The 24,068-nt window shown below is 36.1% G+C and carries 25 protein-coding genes; 16 read left to right on the forward strand and 9 right to left on the reverse strand.

Going from position 1 to position 24,068, the window contains the following annotated elements; all coding sequences use genetic code 11:
* Positions 1–546 (forward strand): EF-Tu C-terminal domain-related protein (locus C7381_RS07315; protein WP_245893800.1); only part of this gene is annotated, 546 nt, incomplete at its 5' end.
* Positions 547–1,068: 522 nt separating this feature from the next.
* On the opposite strand, the gene C7381_RS07320 is transcribed toward C7381_RS07315, so the two are convergent.
* Genes C7381_RS07320 through C7381_RS07330 form a run of 3 tightly spaced genes read right to left on the reverse strand, consistent with a single transcriptional unit; the run spans position 1,069 to position 3,126 of the window.
* The gene (locus C7381_RS07320) at positions 1,069–1,491 is read right to left on the reverse strand and encodes a hypothetical protein (protein ID WP_116480467.1); all 423 of its coding nucleotides are present in this window, start codon (positions 1,489–1,491) and stop codon (positions 1,069–1,071) included.
* Between the two features lie 8 nt (positions 1,492–1,499).
* A complete protein-coding gene (locus C7381_RS07325) occupies positions 1,500–2,105 on the reverse strand; it encodes a response regulator (RefSeq protein ID WP_034547260.1) in 606 nt (201 codons plus the stop codon).
* 4 nt (positions 2,106–2,109) lie between these two features.
* Entirely contained in the window at positions 2,110–3,126 is a 1,017-nt protein-coding gene (locus tag C7381_RS07330; RefSeq protein ID WP_116480468.1) for a sensor histidine kinase, read from the reverse strand.
* A 116-nt stretch (positions 3,127–3,242) separates the two neighbouring features.
* Here C7381_RS07330 and C7381_RS07335 point away from each other — a divergent pair, with 116 nt between their 5' ends.
* Genes C7381_RS07335 through C7381_RS07345 form a run of 3 tightly spaced genes read left to right on the forward strand, consistent with a single transcriptional unit; the run spans position 3,243 to position 6,219 of the window.
* Positions 3,243–4,175 (forward strand): ABC transporter ATP-binding protein, encoded by a 933-nt coding sequence (locus C7381_RS07335; protein ID WP_034547264.1) that lies wholly within the window; start codon positions 3,243–3,245, stop codon positions 4,173–4,175.
* Positions 4,176–5,186, forward strand: coding sequence for an ABC transporter permease (locus C7381_RS07340; RefSeq protein ID WP_116480469.1), 1,011 nt, complete (start codon positions 4,176–4,178; stop codon positions 5,184–5,186).
* Positions 5,173–6,219 (forward strand): ABC transporter permease, encoded by a 1,047-nt coding sequence (locus C7381_RS07345; RefSeq protein WP_116480470.1) that lies wholly within the window; start codon positions 5,173–5,175, stop codon positions 6,217–6,219. Before C7381_RS07340 ends, C7381_RS07345 begins: the two co-directional genes overlap by 14 nt.
* A gap of 781 nt (positions 6,220–7,000) precedes the next feature.
* Here C7381_RS07345 and C7381_RS07350 read toward each other — a convergent pair.
* From C7381_RS07350 to C7381_RS07370, 6 genes are all read right to left on the reverse strand, one after another.
* A complete protein-coding gene (locus tag C7381_RS07350; RefSeq protein ID WP_034547269.1) occupies positions 7,001–7,231 on the reverse strand; it encodes a Veg family protein in 231 nt (76 codons plus the stop codon).
* A gap of 186 nt (positions 7,232–7,417) precedes the next feature.
* Positions 7,418–7,555: a hypothetical protein gene (locus C7381_RS08610; protein ID WP_165803632.1), complete on the reverse strand. Its 138-nt coding sequence runs from the start codon at positions 7,553–7,555 to the stop codon at positions 7,418–7,420.
* Positions 7,556–7,565: 10 nt separating this feature from the next.
* Complete coding sequence (locus C7381_RS07355) at positions 7,566–8,006, reverse strand: hypothetical protein (protein ID WP_116480471.1); 441 nt, start codon at positions 8,004–8,006, stop codon at positions 7,566–7,568.
* 10 nt (positions 8,007–8,016) lie between these two features.
* Complete coding sequence (gene msrB, locus C7381_RS07360; protein WP_116480472.1) at positions 8,017–8,997, reverse strand: peptide-methionine (R)-S-oxide reductase MsrB; 981 nt, start codon at positions 8,995–8,997, stop codon at positions 8,017–8,019.
* A gap of 491 nt (positions 8,998–9,488) precedes the next feature.
* Complete coding sequence (locus C7381_RS07365; RefSeq protein ID WP_116480473.1) at positions 9,489–10,055, reverse strand: chromate transporter; 567 nt, start codon at positions 10,053–10,055, stop codon at positions 9,489–9,491.
* Entirely contained in the window at positions 10,052–10,561 is a 510-nt protein-coding gene (locus C7381_RS07370) for a chromate transporter (RefSeq protein WP_034547275.1), read from the reverse strand. The genes C7381_RS07365 and C7381_RS07370 overlap by 4 nt, the downstream gene beginning before the upstream one ends.
* Before the next feature lie 391 nt (positions 10,562–10,952).
* Between C7381_RS07370 and dnaA the strand changes: the two genes are divergently transcribed.
* From dnaA to C7381_RS07430, 12 genes are all read left to right on the forward strand, one after another.
* Positions 10,953–12,281, forward strand: coding sequence for a chromosomal replication initiator protein DnaA (dnaA, locus tag C7381_RS07375; RefSeq protein WP_034547277.1), 1,329 nt, complete (start codon positions 10,953–10,955; stop codon positions 12,279–12,281).
* 180 nt (positions 12,282–12,461) lie between these two features.
* Entirely contained in the window at positions 12,462–13,550 is a 1,089-nt protein-coding gene (dnaN, locus tag C7381_RS07380) for a DNA polymerase III subunit beta (protein WP_116480474.1), read from the forward strand.
* Entirely contained in the window at positions 13,550–13,762 is a 213-nt protein-coding gene (locus C7381_RS07385) for an RNA-binding S4 domain-containing protein (protein ID WP_245893801.1), read from the forward strand. Before dnaN ends, C7381_RS07385 begins: the two co-directional genes overlap by 1 nt.
* The gene (gene recF / locus C7381_RS07390) at positions 13,752–14,789 is read left to right on the forward strand and encodes a DNA replication/repair protein RecF (protein WP_116480475.1); all 1,038 of its coding nucleotides are present in this window, start codon (positions 13,752–13,754) and stop codon (positions 14,787–14,789) included. The genes C7381_RS07385 and recF overlap by 11 nt, the downstream gene beginning before the upstream one ends.
* A 5-nt stretch (positions 14,790–14,794) precedes the next feature.
* Entirely contained in the window at positions 14,795–16,699 is a 1,905-nt protein-coding gene (gene gyrB, locus C7381_RS07395) for a DNA topoisomerase (ATP-hydrolyzing) subunit B (protein WP_116480476.1), read from the forward strand.
* 9 nt (positions 16,700–16,708) lie between these two features.
* A complete protein-coding gene (gyrA, locus tag C7381_RS07400; RefSeq protein WP_116480477.1) occupies positions 16,709–19,123 on the forward strand; it encodes a DNA gyrase subunit A in 2,415 nt (804 codons plus the stop codon).
* A gap of 1 nt (position 19,124) precedes the next feature.
* Positions 19,125–19,415 (forward strand): STAS domain-containing protein, encoded by a 291-nt coding sequence (locus tag C7381_RS07405; RefSeq protein ID WP_165803633.1) that lies wholly within the window; start codon positions 19,125–19,127, stop codon positions 19,413–19,415.
* Positions 19,408–19,752 (forward strand): ATP-binding protein, encoded by a 345-nt coding sequence (locus tag C7381_RS07410; protein WP_034547291.1) that lies wholly within the window; start codon positions 19,408–19,410, stop codon positions 19,750–19,752. The genes C7381_RS07405 and C7381_RS07410 overlap by 8 nt, the downstream gene beginning before the upstream one ends.
* A complete protein-coding gene (locus tag C7381_RS07415) occupies positions 19,753–20,712 on the forward strand; it encodes a SigB/SigF/SigG family RNA polymerase sigma factor (RefSeq protein WP_245893802.1) in 960 nt (319 codons plus the stop codon).
* A gap of 1 nt (position 20,713) precedes the next feature.
* Positions 20,714–21,907, forward strand: a complete 1,194-nt coding sequence (locus tag C7381_RS07420; protein ID WP_165803634.1) for a triphosphoribosyl-dephospho-CoA synthase — start codon at positions 20,714–20,716, stop codon at positions 21,905–21,907.
* A gap of 16 nt (positions 21,908–21,923) precedes the next feature.
* Positions 21,924–22,721, forward strand: a complete 798-nt coding sequence (locus C7381_RS07425) for a sulfide/dihydroorotate dehydrogenase-like FAD/NAD-binding protein (protein ID WP_116480480.1) — start codon at positions 21,924–21,926, stop codon at positions 22,719–22,721.
* Positions 22,718–24,067: an NAD(P)-dependent oxidoreductase gene (locus C7381_RS07430; protein WP_245893804.1), complete on the forward strand. Its 1,350-nt coding sequence runs from the start codon at positions 22,718–22,720 to the stop codon at positions 24,065–24,067. The genes C7381_RS07425 and C7381_RS07430 overlap by 4 nt, the downstream gene beginning before the upstream one ends.
* Position 24,068: the final 1 nt, after the last annotated feature.

The following is a 24,068-nucleotide window of genomic DNA, read 5'->3' on the forward strand; positions in this document are numbered from 1 at the left end:
GTAGAAGACGTCTTCACAATCACAGGACGTGGAACAGTAGCAACAGGAAGAGTTGAAAGAGGCCAAGTAAAAGTTGGAGACACAGTAGAAATCGTAGGACTCCAAGAAAAACCAAGAAGCGTAGTTGTAACAGGAGTAGAAATGTTCAAAAAACTCCTTGACGTCGCTGAAGCAGGAGACAACATCGGAGCACTACTAAGAGGTGTACAAAGAGAAGAAATCGAAAGAGGACAAGTACTTGCAGCACCTGGAACAATACACCCACACACAAAATTCAAAGGAGAAGTATATGTACTAACCAAAGAAGAAGGCGGAAGACACACCCCATTCTTCAACGGATATAGACCACAATTTTACTTCAGAACAACAGACGTAACAGGAAACATCGAACTTGAAGAAGGCGTAGAAATGGTAATGCCGGGAGATAACGCAAGATTCACAATCGAACTTATCACACCGATTGCTATAGAAAAAGGACTTAAATTCGCTATTCGTGAAGGCGGAAGAACAGTTGGCGCTGGAGTTGTAACTGAAATTATTGAATAATTTTAATTTTTGTCTAAATCGCGTCTAACGCTTGTTTCGTTTTATTCGCTCGTTGCGGTGTGCACTAGCACACCTCATTCGCGAAAAAACTGTACTGCGCGTTATACATCGATTTATCCTAAAAATTAAGGTATATAGGGGAGATAGAAATATCTCCTCTTTTTTGTTATGATTTATTGTAAAACAAAAAAGAGGAGATGTCATTTACGTTTATGAATATTTGACGCTTTAATATTTTAATCATATTATACTATTTTTAAAATGTCCAAAACAGCTAAAAATTAGCCAGCATAAAATTTAAAATATAATTCATGAAATAAAAAAAGAAGGGCAGGCCCTCTCTTTACTACTTAATTTTAAAATAAAACGAAACAAGCGTTAGACGCGATTTAGACAAAAATTAATCTATGTATAGAAAAACCCGCCTGGCAAATACCAAGCGGGAAAATCAAAAACAAAACAATAGGAGTACAATATTATTATATCTATTCGTTTCGGTTTTTTGTTTACATAAAAGTTACATTATTTGAATATAAAGTAATCAAGGTCCGGAAATGCACTTTGCAGCTTGTTTAGAGCTGATTCGGAAAAAGAGTAGAGGTTTCTAAAGTCATTTATTTGGTAGATGTCCTCGCCATTTTTTGTGAAGATGATGTTATAGATCGGGTACTCCGAAAGGTAGCAGATGAGTTTTACTTTTTTATCATCATCGAGCTCGCCTTGCCATGTTTCCCATTTCGAAAAACCATCATTATCTTCTCCAACTTTTTTCGCATCGTCTGTTTTTAGAAGGTCGTATCCGTTATAAAATGCGTCGTCGTCTTTAAACTGTTCTTCCGGAAATGCGACTTTGTAGCCGTCAGACTCCTCGACGAGAAATCTCACCATTTGACATCTCAAATCCACTTCTTCACTAATATATGTGTGTGCATAAATTTTACTCATTTTTTCACCTATAGTTTTCCTTTCAAATATTTTACCGCAAGTTCGGTTCTGTCACGCGTGCCGGTTTTTAAAAGTATTTGTGACACGTGGTTTCTCACAGTGCCTTCGCTTAAAAAAAGTTTTTCACCGATTTCCTTGTTGTTCATTCCGTCCGCCAAAAGTTCCAAAACTTCGAGTTCTCGTTTCGTAAGATTTTCCGGTTTCTTTTCGGAAGCAACATTTATAGCAATTTTATAAACGTCGGGATCAAACACGATTTTTCCGTTGTAAACCGCTTCAATTGCGGGTTTTAAATCCTCAATATTGTCTTTAAGTATATATCCTTTTGCACCTTTTTCGACCGCATTTTTTATATATTCTTCCTCGCTGAAAGTTGTGAGAAGAAGAATTTTCGCATTTTTATCGCTCTCAATTATTTTTTCCGTCGCCCAAATTCCGTCGTATTCGTCCATTCTAATGTCCAAGAGAACCACGTCGGGATGAAGTCTCTTAAATTCATCAAGTGCTTCTTTTCCGTTTGACGCCGTTCCGACAACGTCAATTCCCATTGCACCGAGAATTGTCACAAGACTTTTAACGACGATTTTATCATCATCAACAACTATAACTCTCATTGTTTCACCTCTTTTTCGGATAGCTCATAATAATTTTAAATCCGTCTTTTGTATCTATGTCAAAATATCCGCCGCGTGCATGCGAAAATCTCTCCATCGAGATAATCCCGAGTCCCGGTGTAAATTCTTTCGGTGCCTCACCGTCGCTGTATAAACTGATTCTAAAAAATCCGGGCTCTTCAATGATTTCAAGTTTCGCTTCTTTCGAGTCGGAGTGATTTATAATATTTGTCACGCCCTCTTTTAAAAGCTCGACAAGCTCTCTTTTTGTGGCTTTGTCCATGCTTTTTTCATTTATTTTGTATTCAAAAGCAATGCTGTTTTTTTGAAGTTCATTTTTTAAATTTTCTGCTTCATTCAAAAGACTTATATTTTCATCGGAAAGCGTGTGAAGCGTCTTTCGTATTTCTTTAAGCCCACCTTCAAGCCTTTCAATTGTGCCCCCAATTTCATCGTAGCCGTGCTCAATTTGAAACGCCTTTAATTCCAAAATCGTGCCGGTAAGAGTGTGACCTATGATGTGATGAAGACTTCCCAAAAGATTTTGTCTCTCTTCAACTTTTATTCTCTCGTCATAGATATATCTTTCCTCTCTGCGAGTTTTTTCAATCAATCTCTTTTGAAGTGCTTCCTTATCTTTTCTTATTTCCACATTTTTTATATATTCATCGAGTTTAAAAATTCTTTCAAACGAAATCGCCGTAAATCCCGATGCCAAGTACATAAAGAGTTCATAAAACTCCGGTTTTAAAAAAAATAATATAACAAACGACAATAGCTCGAGCGGTCTTGAAAGAAAATTCATCCCGATAAGAACGAGTATAAATGCCGAGTTGACATCATTTTTCACAATTAAATAAGTCGCCAAAAGAAATGCGGCGCCTCTTACAATTTCGACTTTTTTATTTTTGAACGGTTTAAAAAGTGCGAACAAATATGATGCAAGAATCGCAGCTATGAAATTTAAATTTAAAAAGCACAGATAGATGCACAGTGCCGTAATTGTTCCGAAGTATATCATAAGCCGCCTCCAATTAAATTATATCAAAAAAAGTGACATTTGTCATGGTATGAAGTGATGATATTCATAAGATTTTCATGGTCATTGTTGGTAAAATTAAATTAAGGAGGACGAATATGGAATCAGTAGTTGAAATTAGTAATTTAATAAAAAGATATAAAGAAAAACTTGCGTTAAACGGTTTAAATCTAACACTTAAAAAGGGTACAATCTTGGGACTAATCGGTCCGAACGGCAGCGGAAAGACAACGGCTCTAAACTGTCTTTTAGGACTTTTAAATTACGACTCGGGCGATATAAAGGTTTTCGGCGGCGAGCTTAAAACAAACAGCTATGACAAAAAACGCCGAATCGGAGTAGTTCCTCAAGACATCGTGGTTTTTAACAAGCTCACGGTAAGAGAAAATATAAGTTATTTTTGCAGTCTTTATGTTGACGACTCGAAAAAGATTAAAACTTTGACCGAAGAAGCTATGGAATTTACAGACATAAAAAAATATGAAAACTATTTTCCGAAGAAACTCTCAGGCGGTTTAAAAAGAAGGCTTAACATCGCGTGCGGCATTGCACACAAACCGGATTTTCTTGTGCTTGACGAACCAACTGTTGCGGTCGACGCCGAAAGCAGAAGTTTCATTTTAAATCAAATAAAAAATCTTCGTGACCAAGGCGTTTCCATAATATACACCACGCACTATATGGAAGAAGTGGAAGAGATTGCGGACGAAATTGTAATCATAAAGGACGGTCAAAACATCGCAAGCGGTTCGCTTTATGATCTGCTGTCCATGATTGACGAAAAAGAAAAAATTCGCGTCGATTTGGGCGACAAAGGCGAACTGAAAAACGAATTTTTAAAACTCGAAAATGTAAAAAATGTCGATTTCAAAGACTCTATTTACGAAATTTCCTTCCAAAATGAAGAGAACAATATGAGAAAGATGATTGAGTATTTGGACAAAAACAATTTGGTCTACAATCATATTTACTCCGAAAAACCGCGACTCAATCAAATTTATCTCGAACTCACGGGAAAGGAGCTCAAATAAATGATGTACGGTTTAAAAAACTACTTTCGCTCTAAAGGCAATGTGTTTTGGAATTTTGTGTTTCCGATAATTTTAATAACGATAATAAACACAATGTTCAGCCAAAAGGATGTCGCGATAAAAATAGCGAGTGAAAACCCTGAATACACTGCATTTTTTAAAGAGCTCGACAATTTCGAATTCATCGAAACAAAGGACCCTAAAAAAGATTTATTGGAAAAAAAACTCGACGTCTTTATCGACAAAAACGGCGAGATGATGAGTAAAAGAAAGGATATAAACACCTTTGTCGCAAACTATTTCATGAGTTCATACGACAGGCTTAAACGTGATCCTGTGGCGACATCGGAAGTTTTAAAAGGACTAAAAAAAATTAAAGAGCCGACCGATAATTTAAAGTTTATCACTATGCAAACGCTCTTTTCAATCCTCATAATGACCGCGTTTTACTCCGCATTCGGCGGACTTGAAGTCTCGGGACTCTTAAATCCGATAAACAACGACATTGCACAAAGAATTTTAATGGCAGGGAAGTCGAAGGTAAAAATTCTCCTTCAATTTTCGCTCTCAAATCTTTTAATCTCGGTGCTTCCGGTAATCGTGTCGACCCTCTATGCGGTCTATGTGCTTAAAATCGATTTAATAACAAAACCGCTCCTAACAATCATTCCAATTGCGGTTTTAGTCCTTTTCGGCTTTTCTTTCGGACTTTTCTTCGGCAGTTTCAACGCCGGCGACTTCACAAACGCGCTCATACTTGTATTCATGCTTGCAATGAGTTTTATGTCGGGAATGAGCGGCAACAATATAATCATCACGATTCTTCAAAAAGTGCCATTTCTTCTAAAAATAAATCCGATGTTTATGGCTGTAAAAAATCTCACATTCATAAACACCGGCGTACGAGATTCAATAAATCTTACGGAAATGCTTACAATTGTTGCTATTTCAGTGGTTCTCATAACAATCGCAGCAATAAGACTAGGGAGGAAACGCTATGACAGTATTTAAAACAATTCTTATACTACTGAAAAGAAATTTTATCTACGCAATTCTTTCGCTTACGTCGATATTTATAATGATTCCTTTTCTCACGGACAACTCAAACGATACAATCGGTTTAAACTTCAACTCGTGCTATGTAGGAGATATTGAAAACGCCACTTATGAAGAAAAAAATCTTATAAAATATCTAGAAAAATATAACATAAAAAAAGAAACTTACAACAGCGATGAAACTTTGATTGCAAACAAAATGCGTGCCTACTCAATAATTGTCGACCTCACAAAACCCCAAGGCGAGGATAGAGTTTCTGTAAACTCGAGCCTTTTAAACCTTGAAGTGCATCAATTTCTCGGCTATCTAAACTACTACAACGACTTTGACAAGGCAAACGAACTAATGAAAAAAGAAGTTCCGATGAAAATAATCGGCGAAGCGGACTCCGAAAAAAAAGAAGTCTTAAATGCATTTCTTATGTATCAACTTTCGCTATTTATAATGATGCTCTCCGGAAAAATTCTCTCTCTTATATATAATGAAGATTTGAAAAAGAGACAGCTAATTTCCTCAATCACTCCGAAAAAATTCACATTAAACATCATACTCGGAATGTTTTCTATTCTGTTTGTCGCAGTTTTAATAACAATGGGAGCATCGTCACTCTTTGTAAAATATGGCACAAAAGACTTTATGTACAGCTTTATAAACTTTATGTTCTTTGGAATTTCGATGATTTCACTTGCAAATCTCATTTCAAAAGTTTCAAAAAATACAAAAATCGCAGACGGCTTCGCAAGCTCAATAACACTCATCCTTGCCTTCACATCGGGCGCTTTCATTCCACCGCAATTTGCAAATGAAAATGTTATAAAATTCGGAAAACTCTTTCCAGAATACTACGCAATTCAAAATGTCTACGAAGCCGAATGGTCAAACTCGTCGCTTAAAAACATTGCAATCATGCTACTCTTTGCTGCCATCTATTTTACAATTTCGATATATTATGAAAAATTCTTTAATAAAGGCAGAAAAAAACTGTAAGAAAAAACACCCTCGCTAGACGGGTGCTTTTTCTTATTATGTTTAAAACAATAGGAGTACATTCGTGAAAACACGAATATCATGAAAAAAATATATAGACTATGAATATAATCCATAATCCATTAACAATAGGAGTACTCTACTAGTATACATCCGCTAAAGCGGGAAATAGTAACAAAAAAGTTAAAGAATTAAATAAATTTAAATATTCTTTGAGCATTTATTTACAATAATGATATTAATAATTTTTCACTCGTAAAAGAGGATAAAGTGAATAGATATTTTTTAACTTATTAGCATTGCTTTTTAAAAAAATTATACAAAGAATTTTTAAATTGTTACTATTTTGTAACCAATTTAATTAAATTGAAATGTAAAATAAAGCTGTACTCCTATTTGTTATGTAGAAATATTTGTCTCATAGAATATTTCGACCATAAGATTTTTTTCATGATATTGTAGGCAAACTCGCCTACAAACTGTACTCCTATTATTAAACATATTTGAAAAAGCCATCTTTAACGAGATGGTTTTTTTCATTCTAAGTATTTTTATGTCCTTTGATATGGCTGTAATTTCTTTTACATAAAAACATATATGAGGGTTTAAACACCGTAGATATTATAGATCCAAAGAATAACAAATAAAAAGACTCGAATGCGTGGTGCTCGAGTCTTTTACTATGTTTAAATACATATTTAATAAGTCCGATATTATCCTAAAAATCCCCACAAAAAAATCCGGAAAATTCCGGATCTTAGTAAAACTTCTATAGCGAGAGTTAAAGCCCCATAATCTTTACTCTCTCACAAAGCACGTCGCTATAAGAGTAACTTATAATGCTTTGGTCTTCATTGTTTAGATAAACCTCCACTGTGAACACGCCGGGATACGCGTTTACAATTTTTCCTTCTTTCTTGACGAGTTTATTCCTTCCGTGGTCTGACTCGAGTTCAACTGTTTCTCCTACTAAAGCGGCTATTTTTCTCTTAATATTCATTATATTTTGCATAATTTCCTCCCGTTTCTTTTACTTATTTATTCTGTTTACATATATATTTTATCACATTTATCTATATTTGTCAATTATATATATCATATTTAATGCTAATAATTGCAATTAAATAACACCTTTGATATAAAGAATTGTAAAATTATAGTTAAAATTAAAAAAGCGGGAACTAAATCCCGCTTTTTTCTACCACCAGCCTTTTTTCCTGCTGTTTTTCTTCTTTTTGTCATAACCGAAAATTTTTCTTGCAAGGAAAATTGAAATCATTCCCTTTATCATTCTTACAAAAAATCCATCGTTATTTTTTCTGTTTCTACCAAACATAATATCCTCCTTATTTATTCTTCCTATCCTTGAACGGTTTATTGTTCAGTTTCGGATCCAAATCCTGTTCTATTTTTCCGGCTATAAGTTTTACTCCGTTCCAAATTACAAGAAGCACAACTATAGCGGTCACAAAGTCATACATATATGACAATTCAAAATGCTTATAAACAAAAATCGATAATATAATTCCTACAATAGTCGAAATAAATGCCGTTATACTTCCAATATTTATAATCCTATTTCTTGTAATCGGATTTTGCAAAGGTGCTGTTTTAAAAGCGATACCTTCGCCATTTGTCTTTCTAAAAATTATTCCGCCGGCAAGTATCGAAGCATAAGTAAGTAGTACGAGTCCACGTCCCTTTTCATTGTCGGTCTCGCCGAATGGAACGAATATAACCATTATAAAATAAATAACTACAAGAGCTATAAGTAATTTTTTTGCCATAAAAATCGAGCTATTCCACGAGTGGAATATAATCCTCGTAACCCTCCTCTTTCATTTTTTCTAAAGGTATAAACCTTAGTGCTACACCGTTTATACAATATCTAAGACCGCCTTTTTCACTCGGACCATCGTTAAAAACATGTCCCAAATGATTATCGCCTCCGCTACTTCTTACTTCAGTTCTCAGCATACCGTGTGAAGAGTCTTTTTTGTAAATAACATTCTTTGAAAGTATCGGTTTTGAAAAACTCGGCCAACCACAACCCGCATCAAATTTTTCACTCGATGAGAAAAGCGGTTCACCTGTCAGTTTGTCAACGTAAATTCCACTTCTGTATTCTTCGTTCAAATCGCTTGTGTGCGGATGTTCCGTTCCATTCTCACGCATAACTCTGTAAGATATTTCATCTAAATCTTTTTTTACTTCTTCATCTGATGGATTTTTATAATCCCGTTCGTCCAAAGGATTATAAGCAAGTTCAAGATTTATATGACAATATCCTCCGGGATTTTTTGTGAGATAATCTTGGTGATATTCCTCTGCTTTTATAAAATTCTTCAAAGGAATAACCTCAACCGCAATTTCACCGTGAATTTTCTCTTCGTAATCAAATATCTTTTTTATAACTTTTAAATCATAATCTGTAGTATAATAAATTCCTGTTCTATACTGTCTTCCAATATCGTTTCCCTGTCTATTTAAACTCTTAGGATCAATAACTCTAAAGTAATGTAATAAAATTTCTTCCAGTGATAAAATTGAAAAATCATATAAAATTTTAACCGTTTCCGCGTGGTCAGTTTCTTTAACCTTCCTATAATTGGTGTCTATAGAATTTCCATTTGCATATCCGACAGTAGTCTTTATAACACCCGGAATTCTTTTAAAATATCCTTCCATACCCCAAAAGCAACCACCGGCAAGATATATTGTCCTATAATTATTTATTCCTGACACATATATCACCCCTCTTAAATAAATTATACCCATCCGAATGCTATTTAAACGAAAAGTTAGTTTATATCTATTTCATACTATTTATTAATATCGACCCTATAAAATAAAATATGTATTAAAAAAAGCCACCCTCTCGCATAGGTGACTTTTTTTAGTAGGAGTTAGGCCCATCTAGCTTGAGCCTAATATCATGAAAAAAATTTAGTGTCCGAGGTTTCCCTCGTAAACAAAATAATAGGAGTACATTTATTATTATATCCTAAAAATTGTATTTTATGATTACAAATTAATTACACTTGCAAAATAATTATTTTACCAAATTACTGTATGAAAAAAGCCGCCCTCTCGCATAGGCGACTTTAGTCAATAGGAGTTAGGCTCATCTAGCCTGAGCCTAATATCATGAAAAAATTTAGTGTGGGGGGCTTCCCCCATAACAAAACAATAGGAGTACATTTATTATTATATCCATAAAAACATGTTTTGTGATTACAAATACATTACACTTGCAATATTTTTATTTTTTATACTGCCTCATCTTTTTCCGGCTCATCTTTTTTTAAGAAAAATCCTATCGCACCCACACCAATAAGAGTAATTATTGGGTGAATCTCAAAGAGCGCAGTCATTAAAACAGTAATAATCATAAGAAAAATTGTGAGAAAATTCTTCTTTATATTCTTTAAAAGATCTATAAAACTCATAAGTATCAGTGCCAAAACGGCTGGCTTTGTACCTTCCATAAATTTTAAAACATATACATTTTCCTTATACTTATTAAAAAGTGTTGAAAGAAAAAGTATCGCCAAAAAACTCGGAAGAACAACTCCGACAAATGCGACAACTGCTCCGATATTTCCGGCAATTTGTCCCGCCTGTGCAATTGAAAGATTTACAGCTAAAGCTCCCGGTGTTGTTTGAGCAACCACAAGACTGTCCATAAATTCTTCTTCAGTTGCAAGTTTCCTGCCAACAAGTTCACGTTTCATAACAAGAATCATCCCATATCCGCCACCAAAACTTATTACACCGATTTTAAAAAACACGAGAAAAAGCTTTAATAATTTTTTTAAATCAAATTTCTTCTTCATAATAAAATATTAGCTCCTCCCATCAAAAATATAACCAAAATAGGATGCACCTTGTTTGTCATCAAAAGAATCATTGAAATTGCAAAATAGGAAATATTTTTCACATCAAATGTCGACTCTTTTCCAAGAAGAAAAACAGCAGCAAGCACAAATCCTAAAACTGCGGGTCTAAGTCCATCAAAAATTTTTATCTTGAGAGGATTGTTTTTATATTTCGTCAAAGTCTTCATAAATATTAATAATATCAAAAGACTCGGTAAAGAAACTGCAATTGTTGAAATTAACGCTCCTAAAAATCCACCATTGTCTTTTCCGATAAACGTTGCTGCATTTATCGCAAAACTTCCAGGTGTCATTTGTGAAATTGTCATAATCTCGAGAAATCTATCGTTTGTAATTATACCTGATCTTATAAACTCCTTTTCAAAAAGAGGAAGCATCGCATATCCTCCACCGAAACTGAAAAGCCCTATCATAAAAAACTTTTTAAATAATGTCCATAACATTTAAATCACCGCCTTCATTATATTTAAAAATACTTTGAGTGTCAAATTAAAGATATAGACAATATGAATTTTAATTTCAATTATTTTCACCAAAAACAGTTTTTTTGCTTGTAAAAATATACCGAATATGGTATAATCATTGTGGAATAAGTTGAATAAATTTATGATTTTACATGGTTATCAACAAGCTTTCTGTGGAAAACTGTGGATAACTTTCATATTTTCTATAAAATCAATACAAATATTTAAATTTCAACTTTTGAATGTACTTTTTCAGAAAAAATCTGTACGTATTTTACAGATTTTTAATGTGTATTTAAAACTTTATTGGAGTAAGATGTGGATAACTTTTGACAGTTGTTAAAAAGTTTTCCACAGGTATGGATAAGATATGAAAGCAAGTCAAATTTGGTATTTAGTTTTAAAAGAAATAGAAAAAAATTACTTTTTGAGTAACACCAGCTATCTAAGCTTTATACAGGTGCTTACTCCTATTTGTGTTAAGGATAATTTTTTAGTTATTATGGGGCCGAATCTTTTTACAATAAATATTGTTAAAAGAAAGTACGCCGACTTTATAGATTCATGTGTAAAAGCTGTCAAACCGGAACTTTCATTTTTACTTATTTCTCCGGAAGATGCCGAAAACTATGAAGCTGAAGAATATGAAAGAAGGCTTCCCGAAGAGAATCTTGAAAAACCTCAATTAAATCCTAAATTCACATTTGAAAATTTCATAGTTGGCAAATCAAACTCATATGCACATGCAACTGCTTTTGCAATTTCTCAAAATCCGGGAAGAGCTTTCAATCCATTTTTTATTTACGGAAAAAGCGGACTTGGTAAAACTCACTTGATTCAGGCGATTGCACATGAAATTTTGAAAAATAATCCGAACTACAAGCTTTGGTATGTTTCGGCGGAGCAATTTACAAATGAACTCGTTCACTCAATAAAATCCGGTAAGAACGAGGTTTTCAGACAAAGATACAGAAATTTAGACTGTCTTATGATAGACGATATTCAATTTCTCGAGGACAAAGAAGGAATCCAAGGAGAGTTTTTCCATACATTCAATCAACTCTTCAGTAACGGTTCCCAAATTGTCATCGCATCAGATCGACTACCAAGGGAAATAAAATCTTTATCTGACAGACTTACAACCCGCTTTGAATCCGGAGTTGTAGTTGACGTGGTGATGCCTGATTTGGAAACAAGGGTTGCAATTCTTCAAAGTTTGAATGAACTTGAAAAATACGAAATCCCTGATCATATAATCGGTCTTTTGGCGGCAAATGTCGACACTTCAATAAGAGAACTTGAAGGCTCTTTGAGACGAGTGAACGCTTATGCTGTTTTGGGAAATGAGGAACCGAGCGAGCAGATTGTAAATCGCGTTTTGGAGCAAATGAAACTGGAAAAAGTTCAAAATGCACCGATTGAACCGATAACAATAATTGAGAAAGTGGCACAGGAGTTTGATGTAAAATGTGAAGACATCAGAGGCAGAAGAAAGACAAATGAAATAACAATTGCCCGACATGTTTCAATGTATATAACGCGTGAACTCACAAATCTCAGTTATCCTGCAATAGGATACGAATTCGGTCGTGACCATTCATCGGTAATTTATGCCTGTGATAAAATAAAAGAACTAACAACAAAGGACAAATCATTAAAACGTCGTATTGACAAGCTCATAAAAGAAATAAAAAAATAATTATAAACATGTTTTTTTGAATTTTTTAGAATTATAAACATGCACTTTGTCCATTTTATGTAGTTTGATGCTGTTTTTAACATTATAAACATCCCCTACTACTAATACTATTTTGTATATATATTAATAAGCCCCAAACTCATCGGGGAATTCTTAAATTTTTAAATCGAGGTGACAATTATGAAATTTAAGGTAAAAACAAGCGATCTAGTTGAATCTATTAGAATTGCAACCAGAGGTGTTTCTAAAGCCGCCGGCTCAAATGTTTTGGAGGGTATTTTATTTGAGGCTAAAGATAAGGTTTTGACACTTTTCGCAACAGACTTACGAATTTCCATTAGAACTGTTCTTCCATGTGAAGTATATGAAGATGGTATTTTTGTTTTAAATTCGAATTTAATTTCAGAAATCGCAAGAAAGATGCAGGGAGAATACTGCGATGTAACTATTGACGAGAATATTTGCGAGGTAAAAAGCGGCAGAAGCGTTTTAAAGTTTGCTGCTCTTGAATCGAAAGATTTCCCACCGTTCCCGACTCTTGCCGAAGAAGGCTCTCTAAAGGTAAAGGGAGAAGATTTTGTAGAACTTATTCAAAAGTCAAAAGTTTCCGTATCGCTTGATGAAAACAGATTGATTTACACCGGAATCAAGTTTGAATCTAAAGACGGATTTTTGACTGCAACTGCTCTTGACGGCTATAGAATAAGTCTTACGAGAAAAAAGACCGACGAAAATAAAGACATTCACTTTATAGTTCCGTCTTCAACTTTATATGATGTTGAAAAGCTCATAACCGACGGCGACGATGTTCTTATAAGAACAAGTGAAAGTCATGCAATGATAAGTTTCGGAAGAACTGATATTTACACAAGGCTTTTTGAAGGTGAATTTTTTGATTTTAAACCGCTGATTTTAACAGAGGGAAAAACGGAGGTTACAATCGACAGAAAGGCACTTTCAGACGCTTTGGACAGAGCGATGATTATTGCAAAAGGCAACATAAATATGGTAAGGCTTACAATAACAGACGGCAATATGAATCTTATGAGTAAAGGTTCTATTGGGGAAACAAACGACGATATTGAAATTGAAAAGACCGGAGAAGATCTTTTGATTGCATTTAACCCGAGATATCTTCGTGATGGAATTAATATTTTCGAAGATGACAAAATAAAATTGTTGTTTACGGAAAGTACAAATGCAGCGACGATTTATGGGGTTAAAGATATTGTATTTACTTATATTGTGCTCCCGGTGAGGTTGCAATAATGGATATAAAAGTAAAAGAAAACACGGAGCTTAAGAATCTTTTGAAGTTGGCTAATCTTGTTTCATCCGGAGGGGAAGCAAAATATGCCATTTTGGAAGGAGAAGTCGTTTTAAACGGCGAAGTGACAAATGTTATCAGAAAAAAACTTAAAAACGGCGATGTTGTCGAGTTTAACGGAGAGATTCTTAAAGTTGTAACAGATGGAAATTAAAGAACTTGTGTTATATAATTTCAGAAATTTTCACTACGAAAAGGCGAAACTTTCGGGCGGACTCAATTTGATTCTTGGAAAAAACGGAGCCGGAAAGACAAATTTTCTCGAGGCATTGAGTTTCATTTATTCCGGCAAAGGTTTCGGCGATCCCGCAAGCGAGGTGCTTATGCACAATGCTGAAAAAGGCGGAGTTATGGCGGAGTTTCATGAAGGCGTGAGGGATTTAAGGAAAGTTTTATATGTTGAAGAATCCGGATTCAAAAGGGAGATGAACAACAAACCTGTTGGAAGAATTTCAACTTTCAGAACCCACAACATCGTTCAGTTTCTTCCGTATGATACGCTTTTAATAGACGGCAGCCCGGAGATCAGAAGAAGGTTTTTTGATGAAATTATTTCAACAGTAAGTGCTGAGTATGAGAAAAATTTACGCGATTATTATAAAATTTTGAAGTTTCGGAATAATTATCTCAAAACTTATTCAAATCCATTTAAATTTTTGGATGCACAGGATGAAATGTTTGTGGATTTAAACAAAAAAATTGATGAAATGAGAAAAAAATATGTAGAACTCATTTTAAAACGTGCGAAAGTTCATCTTTATGATATAGAAAATTCTTGGAATATGAATTTGAGTGTGGAAAATTCGTGGGATATAAATGAGCCGATGAAATTTAGAGAGAGCGTTAAAAATGAAGATTTGAGACGTCGTGTCACCACTTGGGGCGTTTCGAAGGACGACATATTGATAGATTTTAACGGCAAGTATGCAAAATATACGGCGAGTCGCGGTCAAAAAAGAGCGGTTGTAATTGCTCTGAAGCTCGCGAGTTTGGATTTATACAATAAGCTTTCAAAAAAAGAGACGATTCTTCTTTTGGACGATTTGTTGTATGAATTTGATTTAAAGAGGGATAAAAGCGTGGCTGATAAAATAAGAGGCTATCGTGCTTTTGTGACTTCAACCAAGGAAGTCGATTCGGATAATGTTATTTTAATTGAAAAAGGAAAGGTAATTGGTTAGTATTTATGGCAAATAGTGAATATAAAGCGGAATCGATTCAGGTTCTGGAAGGTCTTGAACCTGTACGTTTAAGACCTGGTATGTATATCGGCTCAACTTCTGAAAGAGGTCTTCATCATTTGGTTTATGAAGTTGTTGACAACTCAATCGATGAAGCACTTGCAGGAAGATGCGACGAGATAAAAGTTACATTGAATAAGGACGGGTCAGTTACTGTTGTTGATGACGGTAGCGGTATTCCTACGGAAATTCACCCAAAAACAGGAAAGAGTACTGTTGAGACAGTTCTCACAATTTTGCATGCAGGCGGAAAATTTAACAATGATGCATACAAGGTTTCGGGAGGACTTCACGGTGTTGGGGTCAGTGTTGTAAACGCACTGAGTGAATGGCTTATAGCGACTGTAAAACGTCACGGCCACATTCATGAACAACATTTTGCAAGGGGAAAAGCGATAAGCGAACTTGAAATTGTCGGAGATACCGATGAAACGGGTACAACAATTCAGTTCTTACCGGACAAGGATATTTTCGACACTGTTGAGTTTGACTTTGACACTCTCGAAGACAGAATGAGAGAAATGGCGTTTTTAAATAAGGGAGTTAAACTTATTTTAAGAGATGAACGCGGCGACAAAGAAAGAGAAAAGGTTTTTAAATACGACGGTGGAATTATTGAAATGGTAAAGTATTTAAATAAATCGAAAACTCCTCTTGTCGAAGATATAATTTATATGGACGAAGAAAGAGACGGTCAGGAAGTTGAAATAGCACTTCAATATACAGATGGTTACAGTGAAAATATTATTTCTTTTGCAAATAATATTCACACTCCTGAAGGCGGAACTCATCTTTCCGGTTTTAGAACGGCTCTTACAAGAATCATAAATGATTACGGCAGAAAAAATAAAATTTTAAAGGATAATGAACCGAATCTTTCAGGAGATGATGCGAGAGAAGGTTTGACAGGGGTTATAAGTGTTAAACTTCCGCAACCGCAATTTGAGGGACAAACAAAGGCAAAACTCGGAAACAGCGAAACATCGGGAATTGTGAATACAGTTGTCGGAGAAAAACTCGCTCAATTTTTCGAAGAAAATCCAAGAATCGCGAAACTTATCTTAGACAAAGCTGTAAAGAGTCAAAGGGCTAGAGAAGCCGCAAGAAAAGCTAGGGAAGTTTCAAGAAACAGATCGATTCTTGAATCGACAGCTCTTCCGGGAAAACTTGCAGAATGTCAATCAAACGACAACAGTATTACGGAAATATTCATAGTCGAAGGGGACTCCGCTGGCGGTAGTGCAAAGCAAGGTAGAGACAAACACTATCAAGCAATTTTACCGCTTAGAGGAAAAATTATGAATGTTGAGAAGGCAAGACTTGACAAAATTTTGGGTTATCAGGAAATAAAATCTATGATTACAGCTTTTGGTACCGGAATCGGAGAAGATTTCGATATCGAAAAGCTGAGATATGGAAAAATTATTATCATGACGGATGCTGATGTCGACGGTGCACACATTAGAACACTTCTACTCACATTCTTCTTTAGATATATGAAGGAGCTTATAACAGGCGGGCACGTATATATTGCTCAACCGCCGCTATATAAGGTTACAAAAGGAAGAAGTGAAAAATATTGCTACTCAGACAAAGAACTCGATGAATATTTAAATGAAATTGGACGTGATGGAATCACGCTTCAACGTTACAAAGGTTTGGGGGAAATGAACTTCGACCAACTTTGGGATACCACAATGGATCCTGAAAAGAGAGTTCTTTTGAGAGCAAATATTGAAGATATGGCATACAGCGATGAAGTTTTTTCTATGCTGATGGGTGATAAAGTTCAACCTAGACGTGAATTTATAGAAGAAAACGCCAGATATGTTAGCAACTTGGACGTTTAGGAGATAAATATGAAGAATGTTATTGATGTAAAAGTTGAAAAGGAGATGAAAAAAAGTTATCTCGAATATGCGATGAGTGTTATTGTCGCAAGGGCTTTGCCTGATGTTCGAGATGGCTTGAAACCTGTTCACAGACGTATTTTGTACTCGATGGAAGAACTCGGAGTTACAAATGATAAACCTTATAGAAAAAGTGCGAGAGTTGTCGGTGATGTACTCGGTAAGTATCACCCTCACTCAGATACAGCTGTTTATGATGCTATGGTTCGTCTTGCACAAGATTTTAATACAAGATATTTGCTTGTTGACGGTCACGGAAACTTCGGTTCCGTAGACGGCGACGGTGCAGCTGCAATGCGTTATACCGAAGTGCGTATGACGAAGCTTACCCACGAAATGATAAGGGATATTGAAAAAGAAACTGTTGATTTCAGTCCAAACTTCGATGAAAGTTTGAAAGAACCGAACGTTCTTCCTTCACGTTTTCCAAATCTTTTGGTAAACGGTTCTTCGGGTATTGCTGTCGGTATGGCGACAAACCTTCCTCCGCACAATTTAACAGAGGTGATTGACGGTCTCGATTATATGATTGATAATCCGGATTGTTCACTTGAAGATTTGATGCAATTTATAAAGGGACCGGATTTCCCAACGGGTGCAACAATCATGGGAAAAGGCGGTATTAAGGATGCATATTCCACAGGAAGAGGTCTTATCACACTTCGTGCAAAAGCGGAAATTGAAACCACTTCAAGAGGAAGAAATAGAATTGTCGTAAAGGAAATTCCTTATCAAGTAAACAAGGCAAAATTAATTCAAAAGATTGCTGAACTTGTAAGAAATAAAGAAATTGACGGTATAACGGACATCAGAGATGAATCCGATAGACAAGGAATGAGAATTGTCATCGAACTTAGAAAAGATGCAAACCCGAAAGTCACATTAAATCTTCTTTACAAGAGAACGCAAATGCAAACTACATTCGGGGTTATAAATCTTGCACTTGTTGATGGAGAGCCAAAAACGCTTACGCTTAAAGAGTTGATGTACTATTATTTGGAACATCAAAAAGAAATTGTTACAAGAAGAACTATATTCGACCTCAAAAAAGCGGAAGCACGCGCACACATCGTTGAAGGTCTTTTGAAGGCACTCGATTATATTGATGAAATTATAAAACTCATCAGAGGTTCAAAGGATGATGCTGAAGCAAGAGAAGGCCTTATGAACAGGTTTGAGTTCACAGAAATTCAAGCAAATGCAATTCTTTCAATGCAACTTCGTCGTTTAACGGGTCTTGAAAAAGATAAGCTCACAGCGGAATATGAAGATCTCATCAAGAGAATTAACAGATTCAATGAAATTTTATCTTCAGAAAGACTTCTCATGAGCATCATCAAGGAAGAATTGAATGAAATAAAAGAAAAATACGGCGATGAAAGAAGAACTGACATTGTTCTCAATGAAGGAGAAATTGATGTTCTAAATCTCATTGCAGACGAATCGGTTGTAATTACAATAACCGAAAGAGGATATATAAAGAGAGTTAACGAAAACACTTATAAAGCCCAAAAGAGAGGCGGCAAAGGTGTTAAGGGACTCACGACAAATGTTGAAGATGTTGTTAATGATTTATACACTCTAACAACACATGACGAGGTTTATTTCTTCACAAATCTCGGAAAGGTTTACAGCCTCCGTGCATACGAAATTCCGGAAAGCGGAAGAACGGCAAAAGGTACGGCAATTGTAAATCTTCTTCAAATTTCGGGCGGTGAGAGAATCACTCAAATAATTCCGATAAAGAAAAACGAAGAAAGACAATTTATGACATTTGTCACGAAGAACGGAATTATTAAAAAGACAGAGCTCGCTCAGTATGAAAACATAAGACAAAGCGGACTCATCGCGATAAATCTCGATGAAGACGACGATTTGATAAGCGTTTATTTGACAAATGAAGAAGATGAATTCATTTCTACAACAAAAAACGGCAAGGCTATAAGAATTAACGGTAAGGACGTACGTCCGACGGGCAGATCGACAAGAGGTGTAAAACTTATAACTCTTGAAGACGGCGACAACGTAGTTTCATCTCAAGTTGTCGGAAAAGGAGCAAAACTTCTTACTATAACCGAAAAGGGATACGGCAAGATGACCTCTGAGGAAGAATATACCGTTCAATCAAGAGGCGGCAAAGGAATTTTGACTCACAGAATCAATGAAAAGACCGGTGCTCTTGTGACAGCTCTTGTAGTTTACGATGAAAAAGATTTATTATTGATTTCATCGAGCGGAATTATTATAAGAATTTCCGCAAAGGAAATTGCAAAGTCGTCTCGTGCAACAATAGGCGTTAAACTTATGGACATCGGCGAAGAAAAGATTGTTTCTGCAATTCAAACCGATGAAACGGAGGAATAAAATGGATGTTATAAAAAAAGACGGCATATTTTATCTAAGTGGAGAATTTGATATTTTTCACGCCGGTAATGTAGAAAGTAAAATCATGGAAGACTATGATAAAAAATCCGATTTGATTCTCGATTTCAGTGGGGTTACATTTATGGACTCTACAGGACTCGGCATTCTTATTTCAATGCTCAAGGAACTTGAGGAAGACGGTAACACGATTCTTGTAAAGAATGCGACGAAGAGAATAAAAAAGGTTTTTGAAATTACAGAATTGGACAAGGTGTTTGGGATCAATGATTAATAACAAAAAAGAAATTTGTTTGAGTGTACCGGCAGAACCTGAGTTTGTAATGAGCCTAAGACTATTTGTTTCAGGTCTCGGCACTGTTTCAGGTTTTGATGTTGATGAACTTGAGGCAATGAAACTTGTTATAAGTGAAATGCTTGTTATGTCGGTTAAAGATGAACAAAAAACGGTCGATTTTACTTTTGACCTCGAAGATGGAGAACTTTCTCTTAGAGCAAATGTAACTTTCGACGATAGAGATGATTTGAGCTTAAAAATTATGGAAGCTTTGAGTGATGAACTAACAACGAATGATGTGGAGACGGTAGTTATATTTAAAAAGGAGGCTTAGATGGCGGAAGAAAAAATGGCTGATAAGAAAAATAAAATAGATGATAAAAAGTCCGATGCCATCAAGCAAACTCAAAAAAATATTTCTAAGAAAACAGAGAAAAAAGATGAAGATTTGAAGGCGGAAGAACTTTCTGAGCCGATTGAAGATAAAAAACAAAAGAAAAACGACAAAAAGAGGAGAAAACAGGAAGAGATAAAAGAAAAATTTATTGAATTCCAAAAGACAAAGGACAAGGCACTGCGTGATGAATTAATTGAAGAACACATGTATCTTGCTGAAATTCTTGCTAAGAAATACGCCGGAAGGGGAATCGACTACGAGGACATATTTCAAGTTGCGAGCGTCGGTTTAATTCTTGCGGTTGATCGATTTGACCCGTCAAAGGGATATGTTTTCTCAAGTTATGCCACTCCGACAATTATCGGTGAAATAAAAAGACACTTCAGGGACAAGGGCTGGACTATAAAAGTGCCACGCCGCATTCAGGAACTTTCGAAAAAAATAAGTGTTGCAAAAAATGTTCTCGCCGGTGAACTCGGAAAAATTCCGACGGCGGAAGATATCGCTGATTACTTGGACGTAAGCTATGACCAAGTTATTGAAGCGATGGAAGCGTCAAAAGTTTATCAACCGGGAAGTATAGATTCCACAATCGACTCATCTGACGATGGAAATGATCTTCAAATTTCAGACATAATCGGGGATGAAGATCCGACTTATGAAAGAGTTGAAAATCTCGACTATCTCGTTCGTGAGCTAAAAAAACTTCCGAAGATTGAAAGAACGATTTTGATTGAAAGATATATCAACAGAAAGACACAAATTGCAATTGCTGAAGAACTTGGAATCAGTCAAATGACAGTTTCCAGAATTGAGAAAAAAGTAATTCGTGCCCTTCGCGTTGAAGCGGAAAAAAGAATGGGCATTGAGCACAAAAAAGAAAGCAAAAAAAAGTAGAATGATTGAAAAGATTATTGAAAATTTTGCGATTTGTTCAAGTTTTGAAGAGCTAAATCTCGAGCCGAAGCCGGGACTTGTGACTCCGACATCGAAAGGCAGTCACAAGGATATGGACTATGAAATAATGAAAGCCGGAATAGAATCTCTCGTGGGATACTATTCCGAAGCTTTTTCATACGGTTTTTTGGGTGAGAGTTTTAATTCTTTGCGAAGACTGGGACTTCTTTTCGAAAGGGAAATGTATAAAAAAACTTCAGGCATAAATACGCATCTTGGTTCAATTTTTTCACTCGGGATTCTCGTGTTTTTGGTTGGGAGAATAAAGAGAAGATGTCTCGTGATTAATTCGGAAAATTTTCATGAACTCATAAAAAAAGAACTTGAGAGCGACGAATTCAGGGTGCTTTTGAAAGAGGGAAATTTCGGCGCGAGAGCGGAAGTGATTTCGGGATATAAAAACTCGTTTAAATATTTGGATTTCGATTTGACGACGAGACTTTTTTATCTGATTCAAAATGTTTCGGACACAAATGTTATTAGGCGAGGCGGCGAAAAAAATGCTGAGGAATTTAAAAAGCTTGCAGCTCAAGCAGTCAGTTCCGGCGATTTAGAGGAAATTTCGAAATTCGCAATCGAAAAAAACATTTCACCGGGCGGTGCAGCGGACATTTTAATAAACTCGATTTTTATAGAAAAAGTTTTGGATTTTGAACAAGAACGCCGAGAAAATTATTTCAAAGAAAAACTTAGTCACAACGACGAGATGTTTGAAAAAACAACAGGGAGAAGTGTTGTGGTTTTGAGTTTAGTTGTTCCGGGCATCGAAAAGGACATGAAGTTTTTTCGAGAATTTTTCGAAAGAGAGTACGCCAAGCTTAAAAAATTTTTAAATCTCGAAGCGGAGGAAATAATTTTTTCGAAATTTGGTTACTATGGAATTTTTCCGATTTGTAAAAGCGAAAAAGAGCTCGAGGATTTAAAGAGAAAAACAGTCGAAATCGAAAAGAGTGGCCTTATTGACATAGACATATATTTTGAGGGGAAACCGATTTCAAGGCGTGACATCGGTAGCCCGGAAAGAAGATGTCTCATTTGCGAAAACAGAGCGAAAGACTGCTATGTGTCAAATGCACATGAAAAAAGTGAGCTGTTAGATAGAGCGATCACGATTATGAGAAATAGTCAAATTTGATAGATTAGAGGAAATTATGGTAGCGATTTTAAATAAAAAGAAATTGTCAAACGATATATATGAAATAGTGATTGATGCACCGAATGTTAGCGAAAATGCAAAGCCGGGGCAATTTTTCATGCTTCAGGCAACTCCGGAATCAGAAAGAGTTGCACTTTCAATTTCAGATTGGGACACTGAAAAAAAGACGGTCACATTTGTCATTATGAAAGTAGGAGAAAGCTCCGGGGCAATTGTAGAAAAAAATGTGGGCGAAGAATTTTATCATGTTTGCGGCCCTCTTGGAAATCCGAGCGATTTATGTGATATGACAGATGAGGAACTTTCAAACGAGAAAGTTGTATTTTTGGCGGGCGGAGTTGGAGCAGCACCTGTTTATCCACAGGCGAAATTTTTGCACGACAAAGGTTTTACTCCAACGGTTATTTTAGCTGCCAGAAACGAAAGCTTAATTTTATACGAAGAGAAACTCAAGAGTGTCGCTGATGTACATATTGCGACGGACGATGGCAGTCGCGGATTTCATGGACTTGTAACAGATGCACTTCAAGACCTTGTGGACAAGGGAATGAAATTTACAAGAGCGGTTGCAATCGGACCGATGATAATGATGAAGTTTGCGGTTATTAAAGCTGAGTCACTCGGCATCACGTCTGTTGTAAGTTTAAATCCGATAATGCTTGACGGAACGGGAATGTGCGGTTGCTGCAGATGCAAAGTCGGCGGCGAAACGAGATATGCATGTGTCGACGGTCCGGAATTTTTCGGAAAAGATGTCGACTTTGACGAAGCTTTGAGGAGACTTAGACGATGATGGATGATAGAAAAAATTATTTAAATGAACAGGCCTCTCTTCGCCCGACAAAGAGGGACAGAATTTCTCCGATGGAAAGGGAGAAAAACGAAAGAAATAAAGATTTCGAAGAAGTTAGTCTCGGTTTTACCGAAGAAGAGGCTGTTCTCGAAGCAGAAAGATGTCTGAATTGTAAAAACCCGACTTGTATTTCGGGTTGTCCGGTTGAAATTAATATTCCGAAATTTATCATGGCTATAAGAGGCGGAAATATAAAGGGTGCAAAAGAAGTCATCGACAACTCGCATGCTTTTCCGGGAATTACCGGAAGAGTTTGTCCGCAAGAGACACAGTGCGAATCTGTTTGCGTGCTTGAAAAAGTTGGAAAGCCGGTCAATATCGGAAAGCTCGAGAGATATGTCGGAGATTTTATGCGAAAACAAAATGAAAACTCGAGAAAAAATTCCGAGAAAAATTTCGAGCATTCCGTCGGAATCGTAGGAAGCGGTCCGTCAGCAATGAGTCTTTCGTACGACCTTTTAAAAGCGGGAATAAAGCCGATAATCTACGAAGCTTTTGACAAATTGGGCGGAGTTTTGACATATGGCATTCCGTCTTTCAGACTTCCACGCGAGGTCATCGGATATGAAATCGAAGAACTAAAAAATGAAGGACTCGAAGTGAAACTTGGGACAATTGTCGGAAAAAGTGTCTCGATTGACGAGCTTTTGAAGAAGCACGACTTTGTATTTTTGGGAAGCGGTGCAGGACTTCCGAGGCTTCCGGAAATTCCCGGAACAGATTCGAACAATGTCTTTACCGCAAACGAATTTTTGACGCGAATAAATCTTTGTCACGCAAATCTTGACGGATATAAAACTCCGCTTCCGAAGGGCGAAACTGTTGCCGTTATTGGCGGCGGAAATGTTGCGATGGATGCGGCGAGATCTGCAAAAAGGCTCTATAAATCTTCGGAAATATTCTATAGAAGAGGCGAAGAAAAACTCTCCGCAAGAATCGAAGAAATTGAACACGCTAAAGAAGAGGGCGTTGTTATAAACACAAACTACAATCCGGTCTCTGTAAATGAAGACGAAATAACATTTATGGTAAACGGCGAAGAAGTTAAAAGAAAATTTGACATTATAATTTTTGCAATCGGAACTGAGCCGAACAAGCTCATGAACTTCGAAAAGGAAGGCATAAAAACCGTAAACGGTCTCGTGGAAATCGACGAATATTTTGAAACGTCGAGGGACAGAGTCTATGCCGGAGGCGACGTTGTGAGCGGGGCTGCGACAGTAATTCGTGCGATGGAATCGGGCAAAATCGTTGCAAGAAATATTATAAAAAGACTTGGAGAATAAC

The organism is Ezakiella coagulans, assembly GCF_003096635.1.
In the GTDB taxonomy this organism is placed as follows: Bacteria; Bacillota; Clostridia; order Tissierellales; family Peptoniphilaceae; genus Ezakiella; species Ezakiella coagulans.